Origin of the sequence: Parageobacillus thermoglucosidasius (assembly GCF_001295365.1) — a bacterium.
In the GTDB taxonomy this organism is placed as follows: Bacteria; Bacillota; Bacilli; order Bacillales; family Anoxybacillaceae; genus Parageobacillus; species Parageobacillus thermoglucosidasius.
The window spans coordinates 13,074-32,178 of record NZ_CP012712.1; the positions used below are offsets into that span (position 1 = coordinate 13,074).

The following is a 19,105-nucleotide window of genomic DNA, read 5'->3' on the forward strand; positions in this document are numbered from 1 at the left end:
CAATGGGACAGAATCAAGTCGTGCCCCGTTATGTAAACGGATTCATTTTGAACATTTCATGACTGTCAATAGTTAAAAAGAAGCAGCCATCGCCGCTTCTTTTAATATTATAACGATGCGCGCAAAATCGCCAGCACATCGTCGCGGTTTAACTTTTTGAACTTGCCAAATTCGCCGTTCGCCATTGCTTTGTCAGCGATTAATTCTAAACTTTCTTCGCCGATTCCGTAATCGGCAAGCCGTGACGGCGCCCCAATGCTTGACCAAAATTCGCGCAATTTTTCAATTCCTTCTAACGCTACGTCCCGTTCCGCTTTCCCTTCAGGATTCACGTCAAAAACGCGAACAGCTAATTGGGCAAACCGGCTGACATTTTCATCAAGCACATGCTTCATCCAGTTCGGGAATAAAATCGCCAGCCCTCCGGCGTGCGGAATATCATAAACCGCTGACACCGCATGCTCGATGTTATGCGTCGCCCAGTCGCCGCGGAGCCCCATTTGCAACAAGCCGTTGAGAGCGATAGTGCCGCAATATAAAATCGTTTCCCGCAGCTCATAGTTTTGCAAATCATTAACTAGTTTTGGCGCCGCTTCCATGACCGTGCGCAATACCGCCTCACACATCCGGTCTTGCAGCGGGGTATTCGCCGTATGATGGAAATATTGTTCAAACACATGGGACATCATATCGACGATTCCATAAACCGTATGATCCCGCGGAACTGTGAGCGTATAGGTAGGATCGAGAATCGAAAATTGCGGGAACGTCGCCGGACTGTTCCAGCCATATTTTTCTTTCGTCTCCCAGTTTGTAATCACCGAACCGGCGTTCATTTCTGATCCGGTTGCCGCAAGCGTTAACACTGTCCCAAACGGAAGCGCTTCGAAAACTTTCACTTTCTTTGTGATGAAATCCCACGGATCGCCATCATATTTCGCACCCGCCGCGATCGCCTTCGTGCAATCAATGACACTGCCGCCGCCAACCGCGAGCAAAAACTCAATTCCTTCCGTTTTGCAAATTTCCACGCCTTTCCGCACAGTGGACAAGCGCGGATTTGGCTCCACGCCAGGAAGTTCTGTTACTTCCACCTTTAATTCATTCAATAAGTTCATTACTTCATCATACAAGCCGTTCCGTTTAATACTGCCGCCGCCATAAACGAGAAGGATTTTTTTCCCGTAACGGGGGATTTCCTCCTTCAGCTGTTCAATTTGCCCTTTCCCAAAAATTAATTTAGTCGGATTTTGAAAAGAAAAATTTTCCATATAAATCAACTCCTCCTTTTCTTCTATTATGGCTGCCACTTGTTTCGCCTGTAAAGCAATTAACTCTTTTTTCACAAACTTATGTATATTTTCAGTAAGCATTATGCATTCTATAAACAAATAACTGAAAAAGGTTTAAGGAGGAATTTACAGATGAATGCACTTCAGCGCATTGCGCTATTGCTTACGATTATCGGCGCTATCAACTGGGGATTAATCGGTTTCTTTCAATTTGATTTGGTAGCCGCTATATTCGGCGGTCAAGATTCCGTGTTGTCCCGCATTATTTATGGGCTTGTTGGCATTGCCGGACTTATTAACCTCGCACTTCTTTTTAAACCAGCAGAAGAATTGGGACGCACAGAACCAAAAGCTTCCCGAACATAAATAAAGCAAAACACTCACCTTGGCAATGGTGGGTGTTTTACTTTGATAAGTCTTCTTTTTTCGATTGCTCAATCCATTCTTGAAGCTTTTCCTTCAATGTATGAAAACCCGGGTTTAACGACATTTTCACCTTTACATGCCGTTTTCTCATGTTTCTTTGTCCTTCTTCCACCGCCCTCATCGACAGGCTCGCCCGTTTGGTGTGCGGGTCGATGGACAGCACTTTCACGGTTATTTCGTCACCGACATTCACGTAATCTTTAATATTTTTAACAAATCCATGAGAAATTTCTGAAATGTGGACAAGCCCTTGCGTTTCCCTGTCTAATTCAACAAAAACGCCGTATGGCTGAATGCCAGTGACTTTTCCTTTCACGATACTTCCCACTTCGATGTTGGACAACCAAAACACTCCTATATTCCAAATTGAATATGTGTCATAATATTATAACATAATTTTTTTGGCCAATCAAAAAAATAGCTGTTCTGCTATCGCAGCGGCTGTGATAGCAGAACAGGACCGTTACAACCGCTCTAAAAAGCGTTTGATCCGCTTGATCGCTTCTTGCAGTTGTTCCATGGAGGAAGCGTAGGAGCAGCGAATATATCCTTCCCCTCCTGCGCCAAACACGCTCCCAGGAACCACCGCCACTTTTTCTTCCAATAACAGCTTTTCCGCAAATTGTTCCGATGTCAGCCCCGTCGCCCGAATCGACGGAAAAGCGTAAAATGCTCCGCCGGGCATATGGCAGCTGAGCCCGATTTCATTTAATGACTGGACAAAATAATTGCGGCGGCGCCGATAGCTTTTTTTCATATATTCCACATCTTGTTCGCCGTTTCTTAACGCTTCAATCGCGGCGTATTGCGCCATTGTCGGCGCGCACATGATCGCATACTGATGAATTTTAAGCATCGCCTGCAAAATTTCCGCAGGCGCCGCGGTGAATCCGAGCCGCCAGCCGGTCATTGCAAACCCTTTCGAAAAACCAGAAACCAAAATGGTCCGCTCCCGCATCCCGTCAACTGCCGCAAAGCTTATGTACGGCTCGTCATACGTCAGCTCGGCGTAAATCTCATCAGAAATGACAAGCAAATCATGCTTTTTCACAATCTGCGCGATAGCTTCCAAATCTTCTTTATGAAGCACGGTGCCTGTCGGATTGTTCGGGGAACAAACGATCAGCGCTTTTGTGCGATCAGTAATTACCCGCTCGATTTGATCCGGACGAAGCTTAAAATGATCTTCTCCGGTTGTTCCAACCGGAACCGGCACTCCACCCGCCAGCGTAACAAGCGGTCCGTAAGAAACAAAGCTAGGCTCGACAACAATGACTTCATCCCCAGGATTCACCGTCGCCCGCAGCGCTAAATCAATGGCTTGGCTTGCACCGACCGTGACAAGAATTTCTGCTTCGGGATCGTATTCCACATGAAACTTGCGCGCCAAATATGCGGCGATTTCTTGGCGAAGCTCCAAAAGGCCGGCATTTGCCGTATATGATGTATATCCTTGCTCGAGCGATAAAATAGACGCTTCCCGTATGCTCCATGATGTCACAAAATCCGGCTCGCCCACGCCGAGGGAAACTACTCCTTCCATGCTGGAAGCAAGGTCAAAAAAACGCCGTATTCCCGATGGCTTCAGACGAGCAACCGTTTCCGACACATACGATTTTTTCGTTTGCTGCATCATGGCGCCATCACGATACGATGATCTTGATCTCCTTGATCAAATACCGTACCATCGTGTTTATATTTTTTCAAAATGAAGTGGGTTGTCGTGGAAATGACAGAATCTAACGTCGATAACTTTTCGGAAACGAAATTTGCTATCTCTGACATCGAGCGCCCTTCAATCACAACAGATAAATCATACGCTCCTGACATTAAATAAACCGATTTTACTTCTGGAAAGCGATAAATGCGCTCCGCCACTTCGTCAAATCCAACTCCCCGCTTCGGCGTCACTTTCACATCAATCATCGCGGTAACACCTTCATGCCCATCCACTTTTCGCCAATCGACAAGCGCCGTATATTGCACGATCACTTTTGTTTCCTCAAGTTTTTTCAAAATCGCTTCCGTCTCATCAACAGATAGTGACACCATTTTTGCCAACGTTTCAGTCGGAATGCGCGCATCTTTTTCCAATATTTCGATAATTTCTATTTCTTTCTCGGTCAGTTTCATTTTTTCTCATCCCCTTCATCGTCCATATCAGTTTGCGCCAAAAAACAACAAAGAAACGAAGCTGCAACAAAAATTCGGATGAAACGAATGCTGCTTCACGTGATGCAATGCGCGCTACGGAAGAGAACATGCGGCAGCTTGTTTCATTGCCAAAAGCGATTTTGCCATTTTTATACATTCATTCAAAGGAATCTTCCTTTCAAACGAGAATTCATAAATGGCTTGTATTTTTCCGGCAAGCGTTGTCGGCTCATCGCAGTCATGCACTGCCTGCAAAACATCAACCGCTTCCGTTTCATAAGCGTCATTCCCGTAGCCGAACGGATCCCATGCCCGAATCGCATGAAGCAGCTGCCAATTCACTTGCTGCGCGTCCATCGTTTGGCTATCACCTTCCCAAGCAAAAATGTGGAACATACAAAAATTATAAGCGATAATTCATAAAAAAAGAAGGGAGAGGATGCATTCATGTATTCATTTGATGATGTCATCGATCGCCGCAACACTCATTCCTTGAAATGGGATGCCACCGAGCGCATTTTCGGCGTGAAAGATGTGCTGCCGATGTGGGTAGCGGACATGGATTTTCCAGCACCTCCTGCCGTCATCGAGGCGTTAAACAAACGAGTCGAGCACGGCATTTTCGGATATACGATCATTCCCGATTCTTTAAAAAACGCCGTCAAACATTGGCTCCAATCGCGGCATCAATGGGAAATCGAAACATCATGGCTTTCATTTTCCACCGGCGTAATACCGGCGATTGCCACGGCCATCGAGGCGTTTACAAACGAAGAGGACCGCATCGTCGTCTTAACGCCGGTATATCCGCCGCTATTCCAGCTTGTTAAAAAACATCGCCGCACGCTTGTCACAAGCTCGCTCCGCCTCGCGGAAACCCAGTATGAAATTGATTGGGACGATTTCGAAGAAAAAATTCGCGGAGCGAAATTATTGGTGCTATGCAGCCCGCATAATCCTGGAGGTCGTGTCTGGACAAAAGAGGAATTGATAAAAATAGGGGAATTATGTGTGGAACATGGCGTGATCGTCATTTCCGATGAAATTCACGCAGATCTTACGTTGCCGCCATACCAACACGTTCCGTTCGCTTCCATTGATCCGGCATTCGCCGAAAAAAGCGTCACATGCATTGCGCCGACGAAAACGTTCAACCTCGCCGGGCTGCAAGCAGCCGCCGCGATTATTCCGAACGAAACGTTAAAACGGCAATTTAACAACGTACAGCAGCGGCAAGGCATTTTAACGCTGAACACCTTCGCGGTTGCCGGCGCGGAAGCAGCCTATCAGCACGGCGGGGAATGGCTCGATGCGCTCTTGCCATATTTGCAGAAAAATATCAATCGCCTCTGTTCTTATATCGAAACGAACTTGCCAAAACTCCGCGTCATCCGTCCCGAAGCAACTTATCTCGTTTGGGTCGATTGCCGGCCGCTTGGCAAAACAGAACGGCAGCTCAAGCAGCTTCTTTTAGAAAAAGGGAAGATCGCCGTAGAATTTGGAAGCAAATTTGGCGAAGAAGGAAGGGGATTTATCCGCATCAATATCGCTTGCCCGCAAAAAACGCTTGAAGACGCGCTTCACCGCCTCACCGCAGCGCTTCAATAGTTTGCCAAATCGCCGGATTGCCGCTTGTTTTGAAGGCAGCCGCGTCTTTTGCTATGGAATGCTCCGGATCACAATTCGAAAGGCTCTTTCCTTATAGGTCAGAGCCTTTTCTGCTTCATCTATTTTTTATTTCTCCACATGCAATTCGTTCCCCAGCATCTCCAGCCGGCTGCGTCATCCCATCATCTTTTCCGGCGTGGATGACAATCGCCGTCCCATCTTTAGTTAACAACGTCCCTTTTTTTCCTTCTTTCAGCGTCACATTTGGCGCGGTCAATTCCGTGTTAACTGTCCCGTCCTCTTTTACGATAATATTAGGCAAGTCGCCAGCATGCGCTCCTTCTGGATGAAGCAATCCATGTTTTTTTCCGTCTGGATTGTAGTGGTTTCCAGCCGATTGAAAATCCGGTTTTGTGCAAACTCCTTTTTCGTGAATATGAATCGCGTGTTCACCAGGCGGAAGCCCTTCCAAATCCAGCTTCAATTTCATCCCTTTCGCTTGTTCGGTTAGCTTCACCGTGCCGATGGAATCACCGGCGCTATTTATCATGTTAACTTCTAAATTCGTCACATTTTCCTTTTGGCAGCCGACGGCAAATAAAATGGCGGCCGCGAATAACAAACCTGCCTTTTGAAACACAAAACCCCTCCAGCAACACTTTTTAATATTTAGTATTGCCAAAGGGAACCGCGATTAAACGATTATTTTTCATTATTCTTGATTCTTGTTATCTCTTATTAGCTGTTCTTCCAGCCGCTTTGCCTTTTCTTCCTGATATCGCGAAATTTTTATAATGAGCCGTGTTGTTAAAATAGCTGCTATAAGAAAAATCATGCATGTGACTGCTGCAGGAATATACTCGCGTTTATCTTCAGGAAAATATAGCATGAAACTTAATATATACGAAACCGCCATCACCCAACAACCTTTCACACATAAAATGTTATATCAGCTATTATACCATAACAAGCAGGGAAGCCGCCCGCAAAGCAATATCGAAGCTTCATAACGCAAATTTTTTTCTTAGCTGCGTTAAATCGATTCGTTCTCCAATCGTCGGCGGTTTTGTTTTCATTAAATATTTTTTATCGTTTTCTACCAGCCGGAAAATATTATAAGTGGTAAAAGCATCGTCCAAAGCACAATGCGCTTTTCCTACTCCTTCATTTCCATATTCTTGTATCGCCTTTCGCAATCCTGTATGATTTTTGTTTCCAAAAAACAATTTATATTCCATCGCCAGATCGCGGTGCTCTCCCGTAAAAGGAAACGGCAGATTAGCGGCCTTGCAATTTTCCTTTAACACTTTCATGTCCATGCTTCCCCACGTAACCACCGTGCTTGGGCACGAACGATCGTACTTGCACAATAATGCGACTAGTTCGTGAAAGCTCATTCCTTGATTGATTTGTTCTTGGGTAATATTTAAAAACGATTTGCACCGGTTCGTAAGCACTGGAAAGCGCGTCGGTTTCACATAAGAGGAAAACTGGTCGCATATTTCATCATTGACAACCACAACAAGCCCGACTTCAATAATTTCCGGAAAAAATCCTTTTGGCTCCATTTTTGTTTCCGGCATCGTAAATTCAAAATCAAGGAACAAGTATTGTGATGTCGCTGTCACCTCCTTTTTCCCTCCTTTCTTTTCATAGTCACGCATAATTTTTTATTACTATTATTATATCACGGAAAAACGACATTTTATTTTCCTTTTCAGAAAATATAAAAAAAGGGCGGGAGTCTGAATGTTGCATAAATATGTTATAATGAACGCGTAATGCTGCAGCTAGCGATTGACACATCTGTTAAGAGTCCCCTAGCGGACGTTGTTATAAGAGCGGCTGTTAGTTCGTAAAGCGATTGGCGATTATTGATGGACCGCGTGACGGAAATAACATGCCCGCATTGTGCCTTTTCCTTTTACTTGCGCAACCTTCAAGAACGCCCAGCTTGGACATGCCCATCATGCGGCAATGCTATCGATATGCCACGTTAATTTTTAAGAAAGGAGCATTTATCATGCATGACTCAGCAGCAGCCGAAATTTCCAGCTTGCAATATTATGCGGCGATCGCCATTTTTCTTATCACGTACGCCATCATCATTTCGGAAAAAATCAACCGGGCTGTCATTGCCATGCTCGGTGCCGCATTGATGATTATGTTCGGCATCGTTGATTTGCATAACGCGTTTACTCAACATATTGAATGGGGAACGATAACCCTTTTGATAGGAATGATGATTCTCGTCGGCATTACAAGCAAATCCGGTTTTTTTCAATACGTGGCAATTAAAGCGGCGAAATTGGCGAAAGGACGGCCGTTGCGCATTTTAGTGATGCTGTCGCTGTTGACGGGCGCTTTATCGGCCTTTCTTGACAATGTCACGACGGTATTGTTGATTGTTCCTGTGACATTTTCCATCACACGCATGTTGCAAGTTAACCCGGTTCCTTATTTAATCTCGGAAGTGTTGTTTTCCAACATTGGCGGAACGGCAACATTGATCGGCGACCCGCCAAATATTATGATCGGATCGGCAAACAAACATCTCGACTTCAACGCGTTTTTGTTTAATTTAACGCCGATTGTACTCATTATTATGATCGTTACGGTATCCATTCTTGTTTTTATATACCGCCGGCAACTAAAAACAGACGATCACCTTGTGAACAAATTGATGAATGTGAACGAAGCAGAATATATTAAAGATGCGGCATTGTTAAAAAAATCTGTATCCGTGTTATTTTTGACGATTTTAGGTTTTCTCCTTCATTCCGTCATTCATGTCGATGCCGCTGTCATCGCAATGACAGGCGCGATCATATTAATGCTAATTGGCGTGCAAGAACATGAAATCGAAGACGTATTTGCCTCTGTCGAATGGGTAACGATCTTTTTTTTCGCCGGCCTCTTTACATTAGTTGGCGGACTCGTCGATATCGGATTTATCAAAAGCTTGGCGGAAAAAGTGTTGGAAGTCACCGGGGGCGATATTTCTGCCGCTGCCTATTTCATCCTTTGGGTATCGGGGCTTGCTTCAGCAACAATTGATAATATCCCGTTTGTCGCCACGATGATTCCGCTGATTAAAGACATGGCTGCCGGAATGGGATTATCGCCGGATTCCGCACAAATGGAAGTATTGTGGTGGGCATTATCATTAGGCGCATGTTTAGGGGGAAACGGCACGTTAATCGGCGCTTCAGCAAATGTGATTGTCGCCGGCATCGCTTCGCGTGAAGGGCACGGATTCAGCTATATGGACTTTTTAAAAATCGGCGCTCCGTTAACATTCATCGCGCTTTTGCTTTCTCACATCTATTTGTTTGTCCGTTATTTAATGTAGAAGAACAGGATTTTTTCCTGTTCTTTTTCATTATCATTATTTCAACATCCGCTTCGCTTCAGCCGGCTTACGCCACCGGAAAATAAGCTTTTGCCCGCCCCGTACTTATTCTTGTTCTTCCGCTTTTCACCGCTGCATTCATTTGCTTTCACTCCTTTTTGCAATATATGGTGCCAAAAATTATCGTTGACATCTCAAAAATTGTTCGTTACGATTATTTTTGTTAACTATAAAATTTAAGGGGGTTTACATATGGGAGAAACACAGCGGAAATGGCGGGCACTTGACATGACATTAGTCGGCATGTTTGCGGCATTAATGGCAATTGGGGCAAATATTACGTCATGGGCGCCATTTCTTGTCATCGGCGGTGTTCCAATTACGTTGCAAACGTTCTTTTGCGTGCTTGCCGGCGCGATTTTAGGGCGCAAATTAGGAGCGACAGCAATGACCGTTTATATGTTAATCGGTCTATTCGGCGCTCCGGTGTTTGCCCAGTTTAGCGGCGGATTCGGCACTATTGTCCGCCCGACATTCGGATTTATCCTATCGTTTATTTTGGCTGCTTACGTGACAGGCTGGATTATTGAACGAGGAAACGGGAATCCGTCCGTTGTCCGGTTTATTGCTGCGACGGTCGCTGGTATGGCAATTAACTACTTGATCGGCACCAACTGGATGTATATCGCCTATAAACTTTGGGCGGAAGCTCCTAAAGGGTTTTCGTATGCTTTGGCATGGAGCTGGATGATCGTTCCGCTTCCAAAAGATATTATTTTATCCGTAATTGCCGGGATCATCTCACCACGAATTTATATGTCCATCCGTAAATCCGCTTCATACCGCCAACATGTGGCATAGAATAGCGCCCCCATGAAAGCTTTTCACCAATAAAAAAACGTGCATGCGAAATCCATGCACGTTTTTTACTCAAAAAAATAATTTAAAAATTTGATAGACAAATCCAGCAATAAGTGCAGAAACCGGCAATGTAATAATCCATGTTAACACAATGCGCTGCGCCACACCCCATTTGACGCCTTTAACGCGCTGTGCCGCTCCGACTCCCATAATCGATGAAGAGATAACATGAGTCGTGCTGACCGGCAAATGAAGGAGAGTGGCGGAGAAAATGACGAGTGCCGATGATAAATCGGCAGCCGCCCCGTTAACAGGACGTATTTTCATAATTTTGCCGCCAACGGTTTTTATAATTTTCCATCCGCCAACAGATGTGCCCAATCCCATCGCAATGGCAGCAGAAATTCGCACCCATTCTGGCACTTCACTTGATGTATGATAATTCGCAGCAATAAGCGCCATCGTGATAATTCCCATCGTCTTTTGCGCATCGTTGGTTCCGTGCGTATACGCTTGAAAAGCAGCGGTGATGACTTGAAACATGCGGAACCCTTTCGTTGTCCGCGTCAAGTTGGCGTTTTTAAAAATGGCACGAAACAAGCTCATGATGACAAACCCGACTGCTAAAGCGAGAAACGGCGAGATAATAAGGGATTCTAAAATTTTTAAAAAGCCTTGATAATGCAAAACATCAAATCCCGCCGCCGAAACAGCGGCGCCCGCAATCGAACCGATCAACGCATGCGAAGAACTGCTCGGGATTCCGTAATACCACGTAATTAAATTCCATGCAATCGCCGCCGTCAATGCCGCTAAAATGACAACCGAACCGTTCTCAAGCGCGAATGGGTCGACAATGTCTTTCGTGATCGTTTTCGCAACGCCAGTAAACGTCAATGCGCCAATAAAGTTCATGGTTGCCGCTAAAACAATCGCTTTCCGCGGCGACAATGCTCGCGTTGAGACAGATGTTGCAATGGCATTGGCGGTATCATGAAACCCGTTAATAAAATCAAACGCCAATGCAAAAACGACAATAAGAACCGTAAGTAAAAATACTGTATCCATAAAAGCGCTGTCTCCTTTTATGCATTTCTCATGATGATCGTTTCAATCGTATTTGCCACATCCTCACAGCTATCGGCGATTTCTTCAAGCATTTCATATAGTTCTTTATATTGAATGATTTTAATCGGGTCTTTTTGGTCTACGAATAAATTTTTGATCGAAGCCCGCAAAATTTCATCGCATTTTGTCTCATAATCCTTAATCTTTATGGCATGTGTCCGCATATCGAGAAGCTTTTTCTGCGACAACAGTTTGAGAGCGTCCGCGATTTCAATCGTGCTTTGATAAATATTGTCAAAAAATTTCACCATATGATCATCAATTTCCGTAAAAGAAAACATTTCGAAACGAGCGGAACATTGTTCAAGTCCGTCTAATACATCATCCATTTTCATTGCCAATTGGTGAATGTCTTCACGCTCAATCGGCGTTATAAACGTTTTGTTTAATTCGACAACAAGTTCATGAATGTACGAGTCTCCTTTGCGTTCGTATTCTTTCATCACACGCGCAAATTCTTTTAAATCGCTAATATTGTTAATTTTATACTCGACGAAATATTGCGCCGCTTCCTTCACATTTTCGGAAATCGTAAACAATAAATCAAAAAAGACATCTTTTTTCGGTGAAAAAATCATACGAAAGACCTCCATTATAACGTATGGAAATTAAGCCACTGTGTTTTATTTTAGCAATAAACATTGAATTTACAATGTTCGACAAAAAAATTTACACAAATTTTACATTACCTTAACATTTTATACACATTTCTATCAAAAATAGTGTTATGCCGCTCAAAAAAACGAAGCAAGTTTCCTTGCTTCGTCTTCCGCGTTATTCAAACCGCTCCACCAGCGTTGCAAGCGTGCGAACCATTACCCCCGTCGCGCCGGACGGCCCGAGGTCATGTTCTTTCGAAGTGACAGACGTCCCGGCGATATCAAGATGCACCCATGGCGTATCTTCCGCGAATTCTCCGAGAAACGCGCCGCCCATAATTGCGTGTCCTTCCCGTCCCGGAGAATTGTTAAGATCCGCAATTTTGCTGCTGCGCACACGTTCCTTGTCTTTTTCCGTAATTGGCAAGCGCCAAATGAACTCCCCCGTTTCCGCAGAAGCTTCCAATAATTGCTCAAACAACGCTTCGTTATTGGTCATCGCACCTGTCGTATGAACGCCAAGCGCGACAATGACACCGCCCGTCAGTGTCGCGACATCAATCAAATAATCCGCCCCGTGATGTTTCGCGTACGTAATCGCGTCCGCCAAAATTAAACGGCCTTCCGCATCTGTATTTCTTATTTCAATCGTTTTTCCGCTCATCGATGTAATCACATCATCTGGTTTAAACGCTTCACCGCTGATCATGTTGTCCGTAGCCGGAATGACCGCGACAACATTTTGTTCCGGGCGAAGCTCCCCGATGATTTCCATCGCTCCAAGCACCGCCGCGGCGCCGGCCATATCGGTTTTCATATCGATCATGCTTTCGCGCGGTTTTAGAGAGTAGCCACCAGTATCAAACGTTACCCCTTTTCCGACAAGCCCGATCACATTTTCCCATGTTTCTTTTCCTTGGTATTTGAGAACGATCATTTTTGGCGGATTTTTCGAGCCTTGGTTCACCGCAAGCAGCGCGCCCATCCCCAGCTTTTCCATTTCTTCTTTTTCAAGAATTTCGTGCTCGAATCCGTATTTGCCCGCTAATCGTACCGCATAATCCGCTAAATCTGCCGCTGTTAGCAAATTGCTTGGCGTATTGACTAATGTGCGCGCGGAATTCGTCGCCTTACCGTATACAGAGCCGACAAACACACTCGCTTTAATTTCCGCTTGGTCCGCTTCGGTGTAAACCGTAATCGAGTTGATGTGTTTTTCCCTCTCATTCTTTTTTTGCTTGTAGCCAGGAAATTCGTATGTTGCAAGATAATATGCTTCCGCTAATGCATGCGCCGCATCGAGCGCATCGACATTTTTCGTGGTGAACGTATCCAAGGCGACCGCTACTTCGGTTAATTTCGCTTGTTTTATCGTTTTAAACAGCTTGCCAAACGCTTCACGCAATAAATCAAACGTCAATTTTTCTTCTTTTCCCAACCCGACAAAAAAAAGGCGCTTAACCCCTGCTTGCTTTAAAGTATGTACTTTGGAAATTTGCTTGTTCTTGGCGGAAATATCCCCTTCTTTCAACAAGACCGATATTTGCCCGTGAAGGCGATTATCGCACTCGGCAGCAATTCCGTCCAGCGGCTTATTTTTTTCAAAAATCCCTATCACCAGCGCCTCATGTGCCGTATCAAGAGATAATTGCCCGCTAATGGTAAACATGCATCATCTCTCCTTATGAATACATTTTCTTTTCCATTATATCGAATTATAATGGCGATTTCGACCTCCTCACTAATCAGCCTCCATCGCTTAAAATTTCTCCCGCCAAGTAGCGGCCATGAAATGCAGCGCAAGGAAACAGGCGCAACCATGTAGAATAAAAACATTACCGGCATGATAAACGGAAAGGAGGTGCGCTATGATGAAGATTATTTCCCTTTGTCCGAGCAATACAGAATTGCTTGCTTATTTAGGCATGCTTGATTACCTTATCGCCGTAGACAGCCATTCCGATTGGCCGCCCTCCATATGCAAGCTTCCGAGAGTCGGCCCTGACTTAAATATCGACATGGAAAAAGTAGAAGCGCTGAAGCCAGACTTAGTGCTCGCTTCATTAAGCGTTCCAGGCATGGAACGAAACGTGCAAGAACTCGAAAAACGCAACATTCCCCATATTGTTTTTGCGCCAAATTCATTGCACGATATTGCCGAGGACTTGCTCCGCCTCGGGGAAACACTTGGCAAAAAGCAAGCGGCGCAAGCCATTGCCCGCCGTTACTGCTCGTTGATCGAAACATACCGCCAGCTTGCCGCTAATGTGAAACATCCCGCCCGACTGTATTGGGAATGGTGGCCAAAACCAATTTTTACGCCCGGCAAAACAAATTGGTTAAGTGAAATCAGCGAGCTGGCTGGAGGAATGAATATTTTCGGCGATGTGGCGAAAGCCAACGTGCAATCAGACTGGGATGAAGTGGTAAAGAGAAATCCTTCCCATATTTGCCTCGTCTGGGTTGGTGTGCAAACAAAAAAGATGAATAAAGATGCCGTCCTTAAAAGACCCGATGCAGAGAAAGTGGAAGCTGTCCGCGCGGGACGCATTTACGTGCTCGAGGAGTCATTATATTGCCGCCCTTCCCCGCGGCTTTTGCTCGGCCTTAAAAAGCTTGCCGCCTTGTTGCATCCATCCGTTTTTCCGCCTGACGACGGCATGGACCCATTGTTGGAGTATTGACCCGGAAATAAAGGGCGGCTAGCGGCCGCCCTTAGCTTTTCGATTGCAAATATTGCTGCCTAAACACTTGCATCGTTTCATTTTCATTCAGCTGCTTTAATTCTTCTTCGGAAAGCTCTCCATCTCCCTTTTTCACAATATACACTTGCACAGTCTTTTTCCCCCAGTATTTATATACATCCTCAACCGTATCATAATATAAATCGACGCGATTGCCTTTTATCGCCCCTCCTTTATCGGCCACGACCCCATATCCATACCCAGGGATAAAAAGAATGGTACCGATTGGGAAGACATTTAAATCCGCGGCAATCGTTGAATATAAGTCACGTTTCACACGCACTCCAGAATATGTTATCCCATACTCCGGATGATTCGGCGTTTTTCCTGTCGACTCCACTCCTGCTGTATATCCTGTCGCAACAACAACTTTAGATGGATATTTTGACCAATCAATCGCTTCTTCAAGGCGGGGCGGCTGACTTATCTTTTCCGAGGAAATTTGCGGTTTTTTCCTCCCCTCGTAATACTTCCATTGTGCATCTATCGCAACATGTTGCTGTTCTTTCCATATGTCAAAAAAGTGATAGCCTGTATGAAATGACGACACACCATACAATTTGTCCACAATCACTTTCGCTTCGACTCCTGAAATCGCTTGAAAAGTTGTCAATAGCGCCATTGCGAACAATAATGACATTGTTATTCTTCTTACTATATTTTTAAGAAGAATCATCTCCTCACTCCTCTCACATTTCTATTTATCTCCACAAAAAAATCGAAATATTCATTGTGAGAAAAGTGAGGCAAAAAAAAAGACTTTCATATCTCCATGAAAGCCTTAAAACATTTGGTATCCTTTGGCACGCAGCGTGCGAATGGCGAACCCGGCGCAAACTGCCCCGACAAATCCGCTAGCTAAAATTAAAATGTCCGCCGGCGCCAGTGATAACACTTTATGCTTTAGTGCAACAAAGGAAGACACCGGATCAGTAAAATATTTCGTCCACGGAATATCATCGATAATAAAAATAAATACAATTGGGCATAAAACCGCCATAATCCAAGTCATGCGCAACAACATATTTAATAAAAAGCCGATGCCGAAAAATAAAACAAAAAATAGAAGCATGGAAATGAGCACGACAGGCAAGCTCATTTGCATCCCCATATCACCTCCCAGTACACTCTTTTTAAGTGTACTGAATCAGATAAAGGGAGTCAATTTTCAGAAACCGCTTCATTTTTATTCCATTTATTTCCTTAAACATCCATAGCAAGTTTCCGCCTTGCCCGACAAACGCTGCACATTCCGTTTCCTTGGCAGTATAGCATGCCGTTTGCCCCGTGTGTTTCATTCCGCTTCCCGCCGTTTTTGTTTCATTTCCAAAGAAAAAAGGAGGTCCACCTCTGTCTGCCGCGATATAAAACATTCTCGATATTCTTTAATTTTTTCCGTTGTTAAAATATAGCCGGTACTTTGTATATCCAAATGGTTCTCCCGGGTTCATCCCATCGTTAAACGGAAGATAATGAAACGGATCTGATTGCAGTAAATACCGCAACAACCTTGATGTGTGCGCATCTTTTTCCAATGTTTGCTTGCTTAAAAACGCCGCTGTAAACAATTCCTCCGTTTGCACCGTAATAGCGTCTGAAACAGCGCGAAGCAAAAATATTGCCATATTGTCACTAATCTCATTGCGAATCACGCCTGTACGCATTCCGAGAAAACCGACAATTTCCGCGTCAATCCCCGTTTCTTCTTTAATTTCCCGGATTGCTGCTTCATCAAGCGTTTCCCCTGGCTGTACAAATCCCGCCGGAAGCGACCATTTCCCTTTCAAACCGCCGTATTTTTTCTTTACGACAAGCCATTCATCCGCCTCATTCACCACTAATCCTGCCGCTGCGATCCACACATTGCCGCGCTTCTTATCCATGTTAACCATCCTTTTTTATTTAATTAACTATACCACAAACATAATATGTGGAAAATTTGATCGCAACACCTTTTGGCAACCGATAGAGTCTTGGAAATGCGCAATAAGAAAACAGCAAAAAACGATGTTGTTTTCCAAATAATCCATGCTTACGGACGAAAAAACATGCTGCATGCCCAATCTTGACGATGCCAGTAAAAAATGGAAAAGGGCAAACAACGATGTTTGCCCGTCGATTAAAAGAATTTAAATTTTCCTTTTTTCATGACAAGCGAAGCCCCGCCAATCAAATAAAGAGCGCGGTTGTCGATCATTTTTTTCATAAAGCTTGCCTTCGCACCCCATAATTTTTTGCCAAACACAACCCCGATCGCATCATCATGGCCAAGTGAACAAACTGTTCCTTTAATATCTGGGCGGAATGGCTGTAATTCTCCTTGCTGGCGGATTAACACCGCAAGGTTTTTCGCGCACAATTCGCCCTCTTGCATGGCAATTTGCGCCGTTGGCGGATATGGGCGATTCGTTTCTTCATTTATCACCAGCGAACAGTCGCCAACGACAAAAATATCTTCACGGCCAGGAACGCGCAAGAACGGATCTACTTTAATGCGTCCGCGCATCGCTTCAAAGCCGGACTCATCGACGACACGGCTGCCGCGCACACCAGCTGCCCATACGACCGTTCCTGCTTTTATCTCCTCGACGTCATCGCCTTTTGCCACGATAATTCCGTCAGGCGTGCATTCTTTAATAGCAGTGCCGATTTTAAACTCGACTCCTTTGCGCTCCAGCTGGCCGACCGCATACTCAACAAGTTCCGGATCAAAGCCAGGAAGCGCTGTCGGCGCCGCTTCCACGCAAATAACGCGGACTTTATGCGGGTCGATATCGTACTCGCGGCATAATTGTGGAAGGCGGTTTACCAATTCTCCTAAAAACTCGATGCCTGTGAATCCAGCGCCGCCAACAACGATCGTTAGACGTTCTTCCCGCTTTTCTTCTTCCGTATTATACGTCGCAAATTGGTATTCAATATGCTCGCGGATTTGCCGCGCCGCATTCACGTTGGAAATGGAAAAAGCGTACTCTTTTAACCCTTTAATTCCAAATGTTTCTGATTCAAATCCGAGGGCAATGACTAAATAATCGTAGGCAATCTCGCCATTTTCCATTAACACTTTCTTTTCATCCGGAAGTATTTTGACTACCGTGTCTTTCACAAAATTGACCTTATTGCGATCGATCACATCGCTTATCGGATAACGAACCCGGTCATGATGCAGCGTGCCGGCAGACGCTTCGTGAAGCCATGTTGTTTCATAATGGTAGTCGTTTTTGTTCACAAGCGTAATATTCGCTTCATTCATGCCGACAAGTTTTTGCAAACGCACAGTTGTCATTAACCCGCCATAACCAGCACCTAAAATGACGACATTTGGCTTTTTCAACTGAATCACTTCCACCCTTTTAATTTTTTCAATTTTTTTATAGCTTTTGCTGCTATATGCATTTTTATTGAATAAAGTTTGTGAAAATATTCACGTTGTTTGACAAAAAAATGTCGAACAATTGTCATAAAAAATTAACAATGTTTCCACTAAAACATATTAGACCTTTTTTTGAATCTTTTCAAGCTTTTTTTACGTTTTTCTATTTTTTAACGGCAAAATATCATAATAACAACCGCGTTTTATGGTATGATAAAAATAATAGAGACAATTTTACTGCGGGGAGGAATCGTCCGAAATGAAAGAGGATCCAAAAATATATGATGTTACTATTATAGGAGGTGGACCGACCGGGCTGTTTGCTGCTTTTTACGGAGGATTAAGGCAGATGAGCGTGAAAATTATCGAAAGCCTTCCGCAACTTGGCGGACAATTATCTGCACTTTATCCTGAAAAGTACATATACGACATTGCCGGATTTCCAAAAATTCGCGCCCAAGAATTGATTAATAATTTAAAAGAACAGATGGAACAATTTGCGCCGACGGTTTGTTTGGAACAGTCGGTTGAAAAGTTAGAAAAATTAGAAAACGGGACGTTGAAATTAACGACCAACAAAGAAATACACTATTCCAAAACCGTCGTTATTACCGCCGGAAACGGCGCTTTCCAGCCGCGGCGCCTTGAGCTAGAAACCGCGGCGCAATATGAAGGGAAAAATTTATATTACTTCATTAACGACTTAAACCAATTTAAAGGGCAAAAAGTGCTCGTCTGTGGTGGCGGGGATTCAGCCGTTGACTGGTCGCTTATGCTGGAACCGATCGCGGAAAAAGTAACGATTGTGCATCGGCGCGATAAATTCCGCGCTCATGAACATAGCGTGGAAACATTGCTGAATTCCACCGTTAATGTTAAAACCCCTTTCGTTCCTGTGGAGTTAATCGGCGATGAAAACGGGATCCGCCAAGTCGTCATCGAGCACGTGAAAGACGGCTCCCGCGAAACGATCGACATCGACGCGCTCATTGTGAATTACGGCTTTATTTCTTCGCTTGGACCAATAAAAAACTGGGGGCTGGAAATTGAGAAAAACTCGATCAAAGTCAACTCGAAAATGGAAACAAACATTCCTGGCGTTTACGCTGCCGGCGATATATGCACATATGAAGGAAAAATAAAGCTCATTGCTTGCGGATTCGGGGAAGCGCCAATCGCGATTAGCAGCGCCAAAACGTATATCGATCCGACAGCGAGAATGCAACCGGCGCACTCCACTTCACTCTTCTAATTTGCTTGCCTCTTCACCAATAAAAGGGATGCTTTATGCCAAAAGCATCCTTTTTATTATATGAATGTGACTTTTTAGCTGTTTATTATTCATTTCGGCTCAACAACTGCTTGGCTTCTCTGCGTATTTATTTACTATTTTCTTGCCAAAATTGCAAACTATCCTTTCCATGCTGAAGCCTGTGCCGCTGTTAGCGCTACATTTTCATATATGGACCATGCTTGCAATTGCCGGTTTCGGCCTTCGCTGTCAAAGCCAAACAAAAACCTTCTTGCCGATGATGGACATTCATTGGCAAGAAGGTTGTCTGCAATCT

At 44.5% G+C, this 19,105-nt stretch carries 22 protein-coding genes; 6 read left to right on the plus strand and 16 right to left on the minus strand.

Features of this window, described 5'->3' with window-relative positions; translation table 11 throughout:
- Positions 1-107 precede the first annotated feature (107 nt).
- The gene (locus AOT13_RS00060; RefSeq protein ID WP_003248362.1) at positions 108-1,271 is read right to left on the minus strand and encodes an iron-containing alcohol dehydrogenase; all 1,164 of its coding nucleotides are present in this window, start codon (positions 1,269-1,271) and stop codon (positions 108-110) included.
- Positions 1,272-1,424: 153 nt separating this feature from the next.
- Between AOT13_RS00060 and AOT13_RS00065 the strand changes: the two genes are divergently transcribed.
- Positions 1,425-1,658: a DUF378 domain-containing protein gene (locus AOT13_RS00065; protein ID WP_013400088.1), complete on the plus strand. Its 234-nt coding sequence runs from the start codon at positions 1,425-1,427 to the stop codon at positions 1,656-1,658.
- A gap of 37 nt (positions 1,659-1,695) precedes the next feature.
- On the opposite strand, the gene yugI is transcribed toward AOT13_RS00065, so the two are convergent.
- The 4 genes from yugI to AOT13_RS00085 all read right to left on the minus strand — a co-directional run bounded on the left by yugI (position 1,696) and on the right by AOT13_RS00085 (position 4,229).
- Positions 1,696-2,061 carry a S1 domain-containing post-transcriptional regulator GSP13 gene (gene yugI / locus AOT13_RS00070; protein ID WP_003248361.1) on the minus strand — a complete coding sequence of 122 codons (366 nt, stop codon included), beginning with the start codon at positions 2,059-2,061 and terminating at the stop codon, positions 1,696-1,698.
- Positions 2,062-2,181: 120 nt separating this feature from the next.
- On the minus strand, positions 2,182-3,354 hold the full coding sequence (locus tag AOT13_RS00075) for an aminotransferase (RefSeq protein WP_013400087.1): 1,173 nt from the start codon (positions 3,352-3,354) through the stop codon (positions 2,182-2,184).
- Complete coding sequence (locus AOT13_RS00080) at positions 3,351-3,851, minus strand: Lrp/AsnC family transcriptional regulator (protein WP_003248357.1); 501 nt, start codon at positions 3,849-3,851, stop codon at positions 3,351-3,353. Before AOT13_RS00080 ends, AOT13_RS00075 begins: the two co-directional genes overlap by 4 nt.
- A 114-nt stretch (positions 3,852-3,965) precedes the next feature.
- A complete protein-coding gene (locus AOT13_RS00085; protein WP_041269299.1) occupies positions 3,966-4,229 on the minus strand; it encodes a DUF1871 family protein in 264 nt (87 codons plus the stop codon).
- Positions 4,230-4,319: 90 nt separating this feature from the next.
- Between AOT13_RS00085 and AOT13_RS00090 the strand changes: the two genes are divergently transcribed.
- Positions 4,320-5,480 carry a MalY/PatB family protein gene (locus AOT13_RS00090; protein ID WP_003248353.1) on the plus strand — a complete coding sequence of 387 codons (1,161 nt, stop codon included), beginning with the start codon at positions 4,320-4,322 and terminating at the stop codon, positions 5,478-5,480.
- Between the two features lie 115 nt (positions 5,481-5,595).
- Here the strand turns inward: AOT13_RS00090 and AOT13_RS00095 are convergent, their stop codons facing one another.
- The 3 genes from AOT13_RS00095 to kapD all read right to left on the minus strand — a co-directional run bounded on the left by AOT13_RS00095 (position 5,596) and on the right by kapD (position 7,063).
- Positions 5,596-6,120 (minus strand): superoxide dismutase family protein, encoded by a 525-nt coding sequence (locus tag AOT13_RS00095; protein WP_042385166.1) that lies wholly within the window; start codon positions 6,118-6,120, stop codon positions 5,596-5,598.
- 72 nt (positions 6,121-6,192) lie between these two features.
- Positions 6,193-6,396, minus strand: a complete 204-nt coding sequence (locus tag AOT13_RS00100; protein ID WP_003248349.1) for a hypothetical protein — start codon at positions 6,394-6,396, stop codon at positions 6,193-6,195.
- Positions 6,397-6,484: 88 nt separating this feature from the next.
- Positions 6,485-7,063, minus strand: a complete 579-nt coding sequence (gene kapD, locus AOT13_RS00105) for a 3'-5' exonuclease KapD (protein ID WP_232511584.1) — start codon at positions 7,061-7,063, stop codon at positions 6,485-6,487.
- A 440-nt stretch (positions 7,064-7,503) separates the two neighbouring features.
- Between kapD and AOT13_RS00110 the strand changes: the two genes are divergently transcribed.
- Positions 7,504-8,832, plus strand: coding sequence for an ArsB/NhaD family transporter (locus tag AOT13_RS00110; protein WP_003248346.1), 1,329 nt, complete (start codon positions 7,504-7,506; stop codon positions 8,830-8,832).
- Positions 8,833-9,084: 252 nt separating this feature from the next.
- Positions 9,085-9,693, plus strand: coding sequence for a biotin transporter BioY (locus AOT13_RS00115; protein ID WP_013400085.1), 609 nt, complete (start codon positions 9,085-9,087; stop codon positions 9,691-9,693).
- Between the two features lie 69 nt (positions 9,694-9,762).
- Here AOT13_RS00115 and AOT13_RS00120 read toward each other — a convergent pair whose 3' ends face one another.
- The 3 genes from AOT13_RS00120 to AOT13_RS00130 form a co-directional block, all read right to left on the minus strand.
- On the minus strand, positions 9,763-10,761 hold the full coding sequence (locus AOT13_RS00120; RefSeq protein ID WP_003248341.1) for an inorganic phosphate transporter: 999 nt from the start codon (positions 10,759-10,761) through the stop codon (positions 9,763-9,765).
- 17 nt (positions 10,762-10,778) lie between these two features.
- The gene (locus AOT13_RS00125; protein ID WP_003248339.1) at positions 10,779-11,399 is read right to left on the minus strand and encodes a DUF47 domain-containing protein; all 621 of its coding nucleotides are present in this window, start codon (positions 11,397-11,399) and stop codon (positions 10,779-10,781) included.
- 196 nt (positions 11,400-11,595) lie between these two features.
- Positions 11,596-13,089 (minus strand): leucyl aminopeptidase, encoded by a 1,494-nt coding sequence (locus tag AOT13_RS00130; protein ID WP_013876312.1) that lies wholly within the window; start codon positions 13,087-13,089, stop codon positions 11,596-11,598.
- 202 nt (positions 13,090-13,291) lie between these two features.
- Between AOT13_RS00130 and AOT13_RS00135 the strand changes: the two genes are divergently transcribed.
- Complete coding sequence (locus AOT13_RS00135) at positions 13,292-14,104, plus strand: cobalamin-binding protein (protein ID WP_003248335.1); 813 nt, start codon at positions 13,292-13,294, stop codon at positions 14,102-14,104.
- A 31-nt stretch (positions 14,105-14,135) separates the two neighbouring features.
- Here AOT13_RS00135 and AOT13_RS00140 read toward each other — a convergent pair whose 3' ends face one another.
- From AOT13_RS00140 to AOT13_RS00160, 5 genes are all read right to left on the minus strand, one after another.
- The gene (locus AOT13_RS00140) at positions 14,136-14,840 is read right to left on the minus strand and encodes a 3D domain-containing protein (RefSeq protein WP_003248332.1); all 705 of its coding nucleotides are present in this window, start codon (positions 14,838-14,840) and stop codon (positions 14,136-14,138) included.
- A gap of 105 nt (positions 14,841-14,945) precedes the next feature.
- Positions 14,946-15,269: a YuiB family protein gene (locus tag AOT13_RS00145; protein WP_013400082.1), complete on the minus strand. Its 324-nt coding sequence runs from the start codon at positions 15,267-15,269 to the stop codon at positions 14,946-14,948.
- A 28-nt stretch (positions 15,270-15,297) separates the two neighbouring features.
- Positions 15,298-15,462: a hypothetical protein gene (locus AOT13_RS20265; RefSeq protein WP_003248328.1), complete on the minus strand. Its 165-nt coding sequence runs from the start codon at positions 15,460-15,462 to the stop codon at positions 15,298-15,300.
- An 87-nt stretch (positions 15,463-15,549) separates the two neighbouring features.
- Positions 15,550-16,047 carry an NUDIX domain-containing protein gene (locus tag AOT13_RS00155; RefSeq protein WP_003248326.1) on the minus strand — a complete coding sequence of 166 codons (498 nt, stop codon included), beginning with the start codon at positions 16,045-16,047 and terminating at the stop codon, positions 15,550-15,552.
- A 236-nt stretch (positions 16,048-16,283) separates the two neighbouring features.
- The gene (locus AOT13_RS00160) at positions 16,284-17,507 is read right to left on the minus strand and encodes an NAD(P)/FAD-dependent oxidoreductase (RefSeq protein ID WP_003248324.1); all 1,224 of its coding nucleotides are present in this window, start codon (positions 17,505-17,507) and stop codon (positions 16,284-16,286) included.
- 289 nt (positions 17,508-17,796) lie between these two features.
- Between AOT13_RS00160 and AOT13_RS00165 the strand changes: the two genes are divergently transcribed.
- Complete coding sequence (locus tag AOT13_RS00165) at positions 17,797-18,789, plus strand: NAD(P)/FAD-dependent oxidoreductase (protein ID WP_003248321.1); 993 nt, start codon at positions 17,797-17,799, stop codon at positions 18,787-18,789.
- The last annotated feature ends 316 nt before the right edge of the window (positions 18,790-19,105 follow it).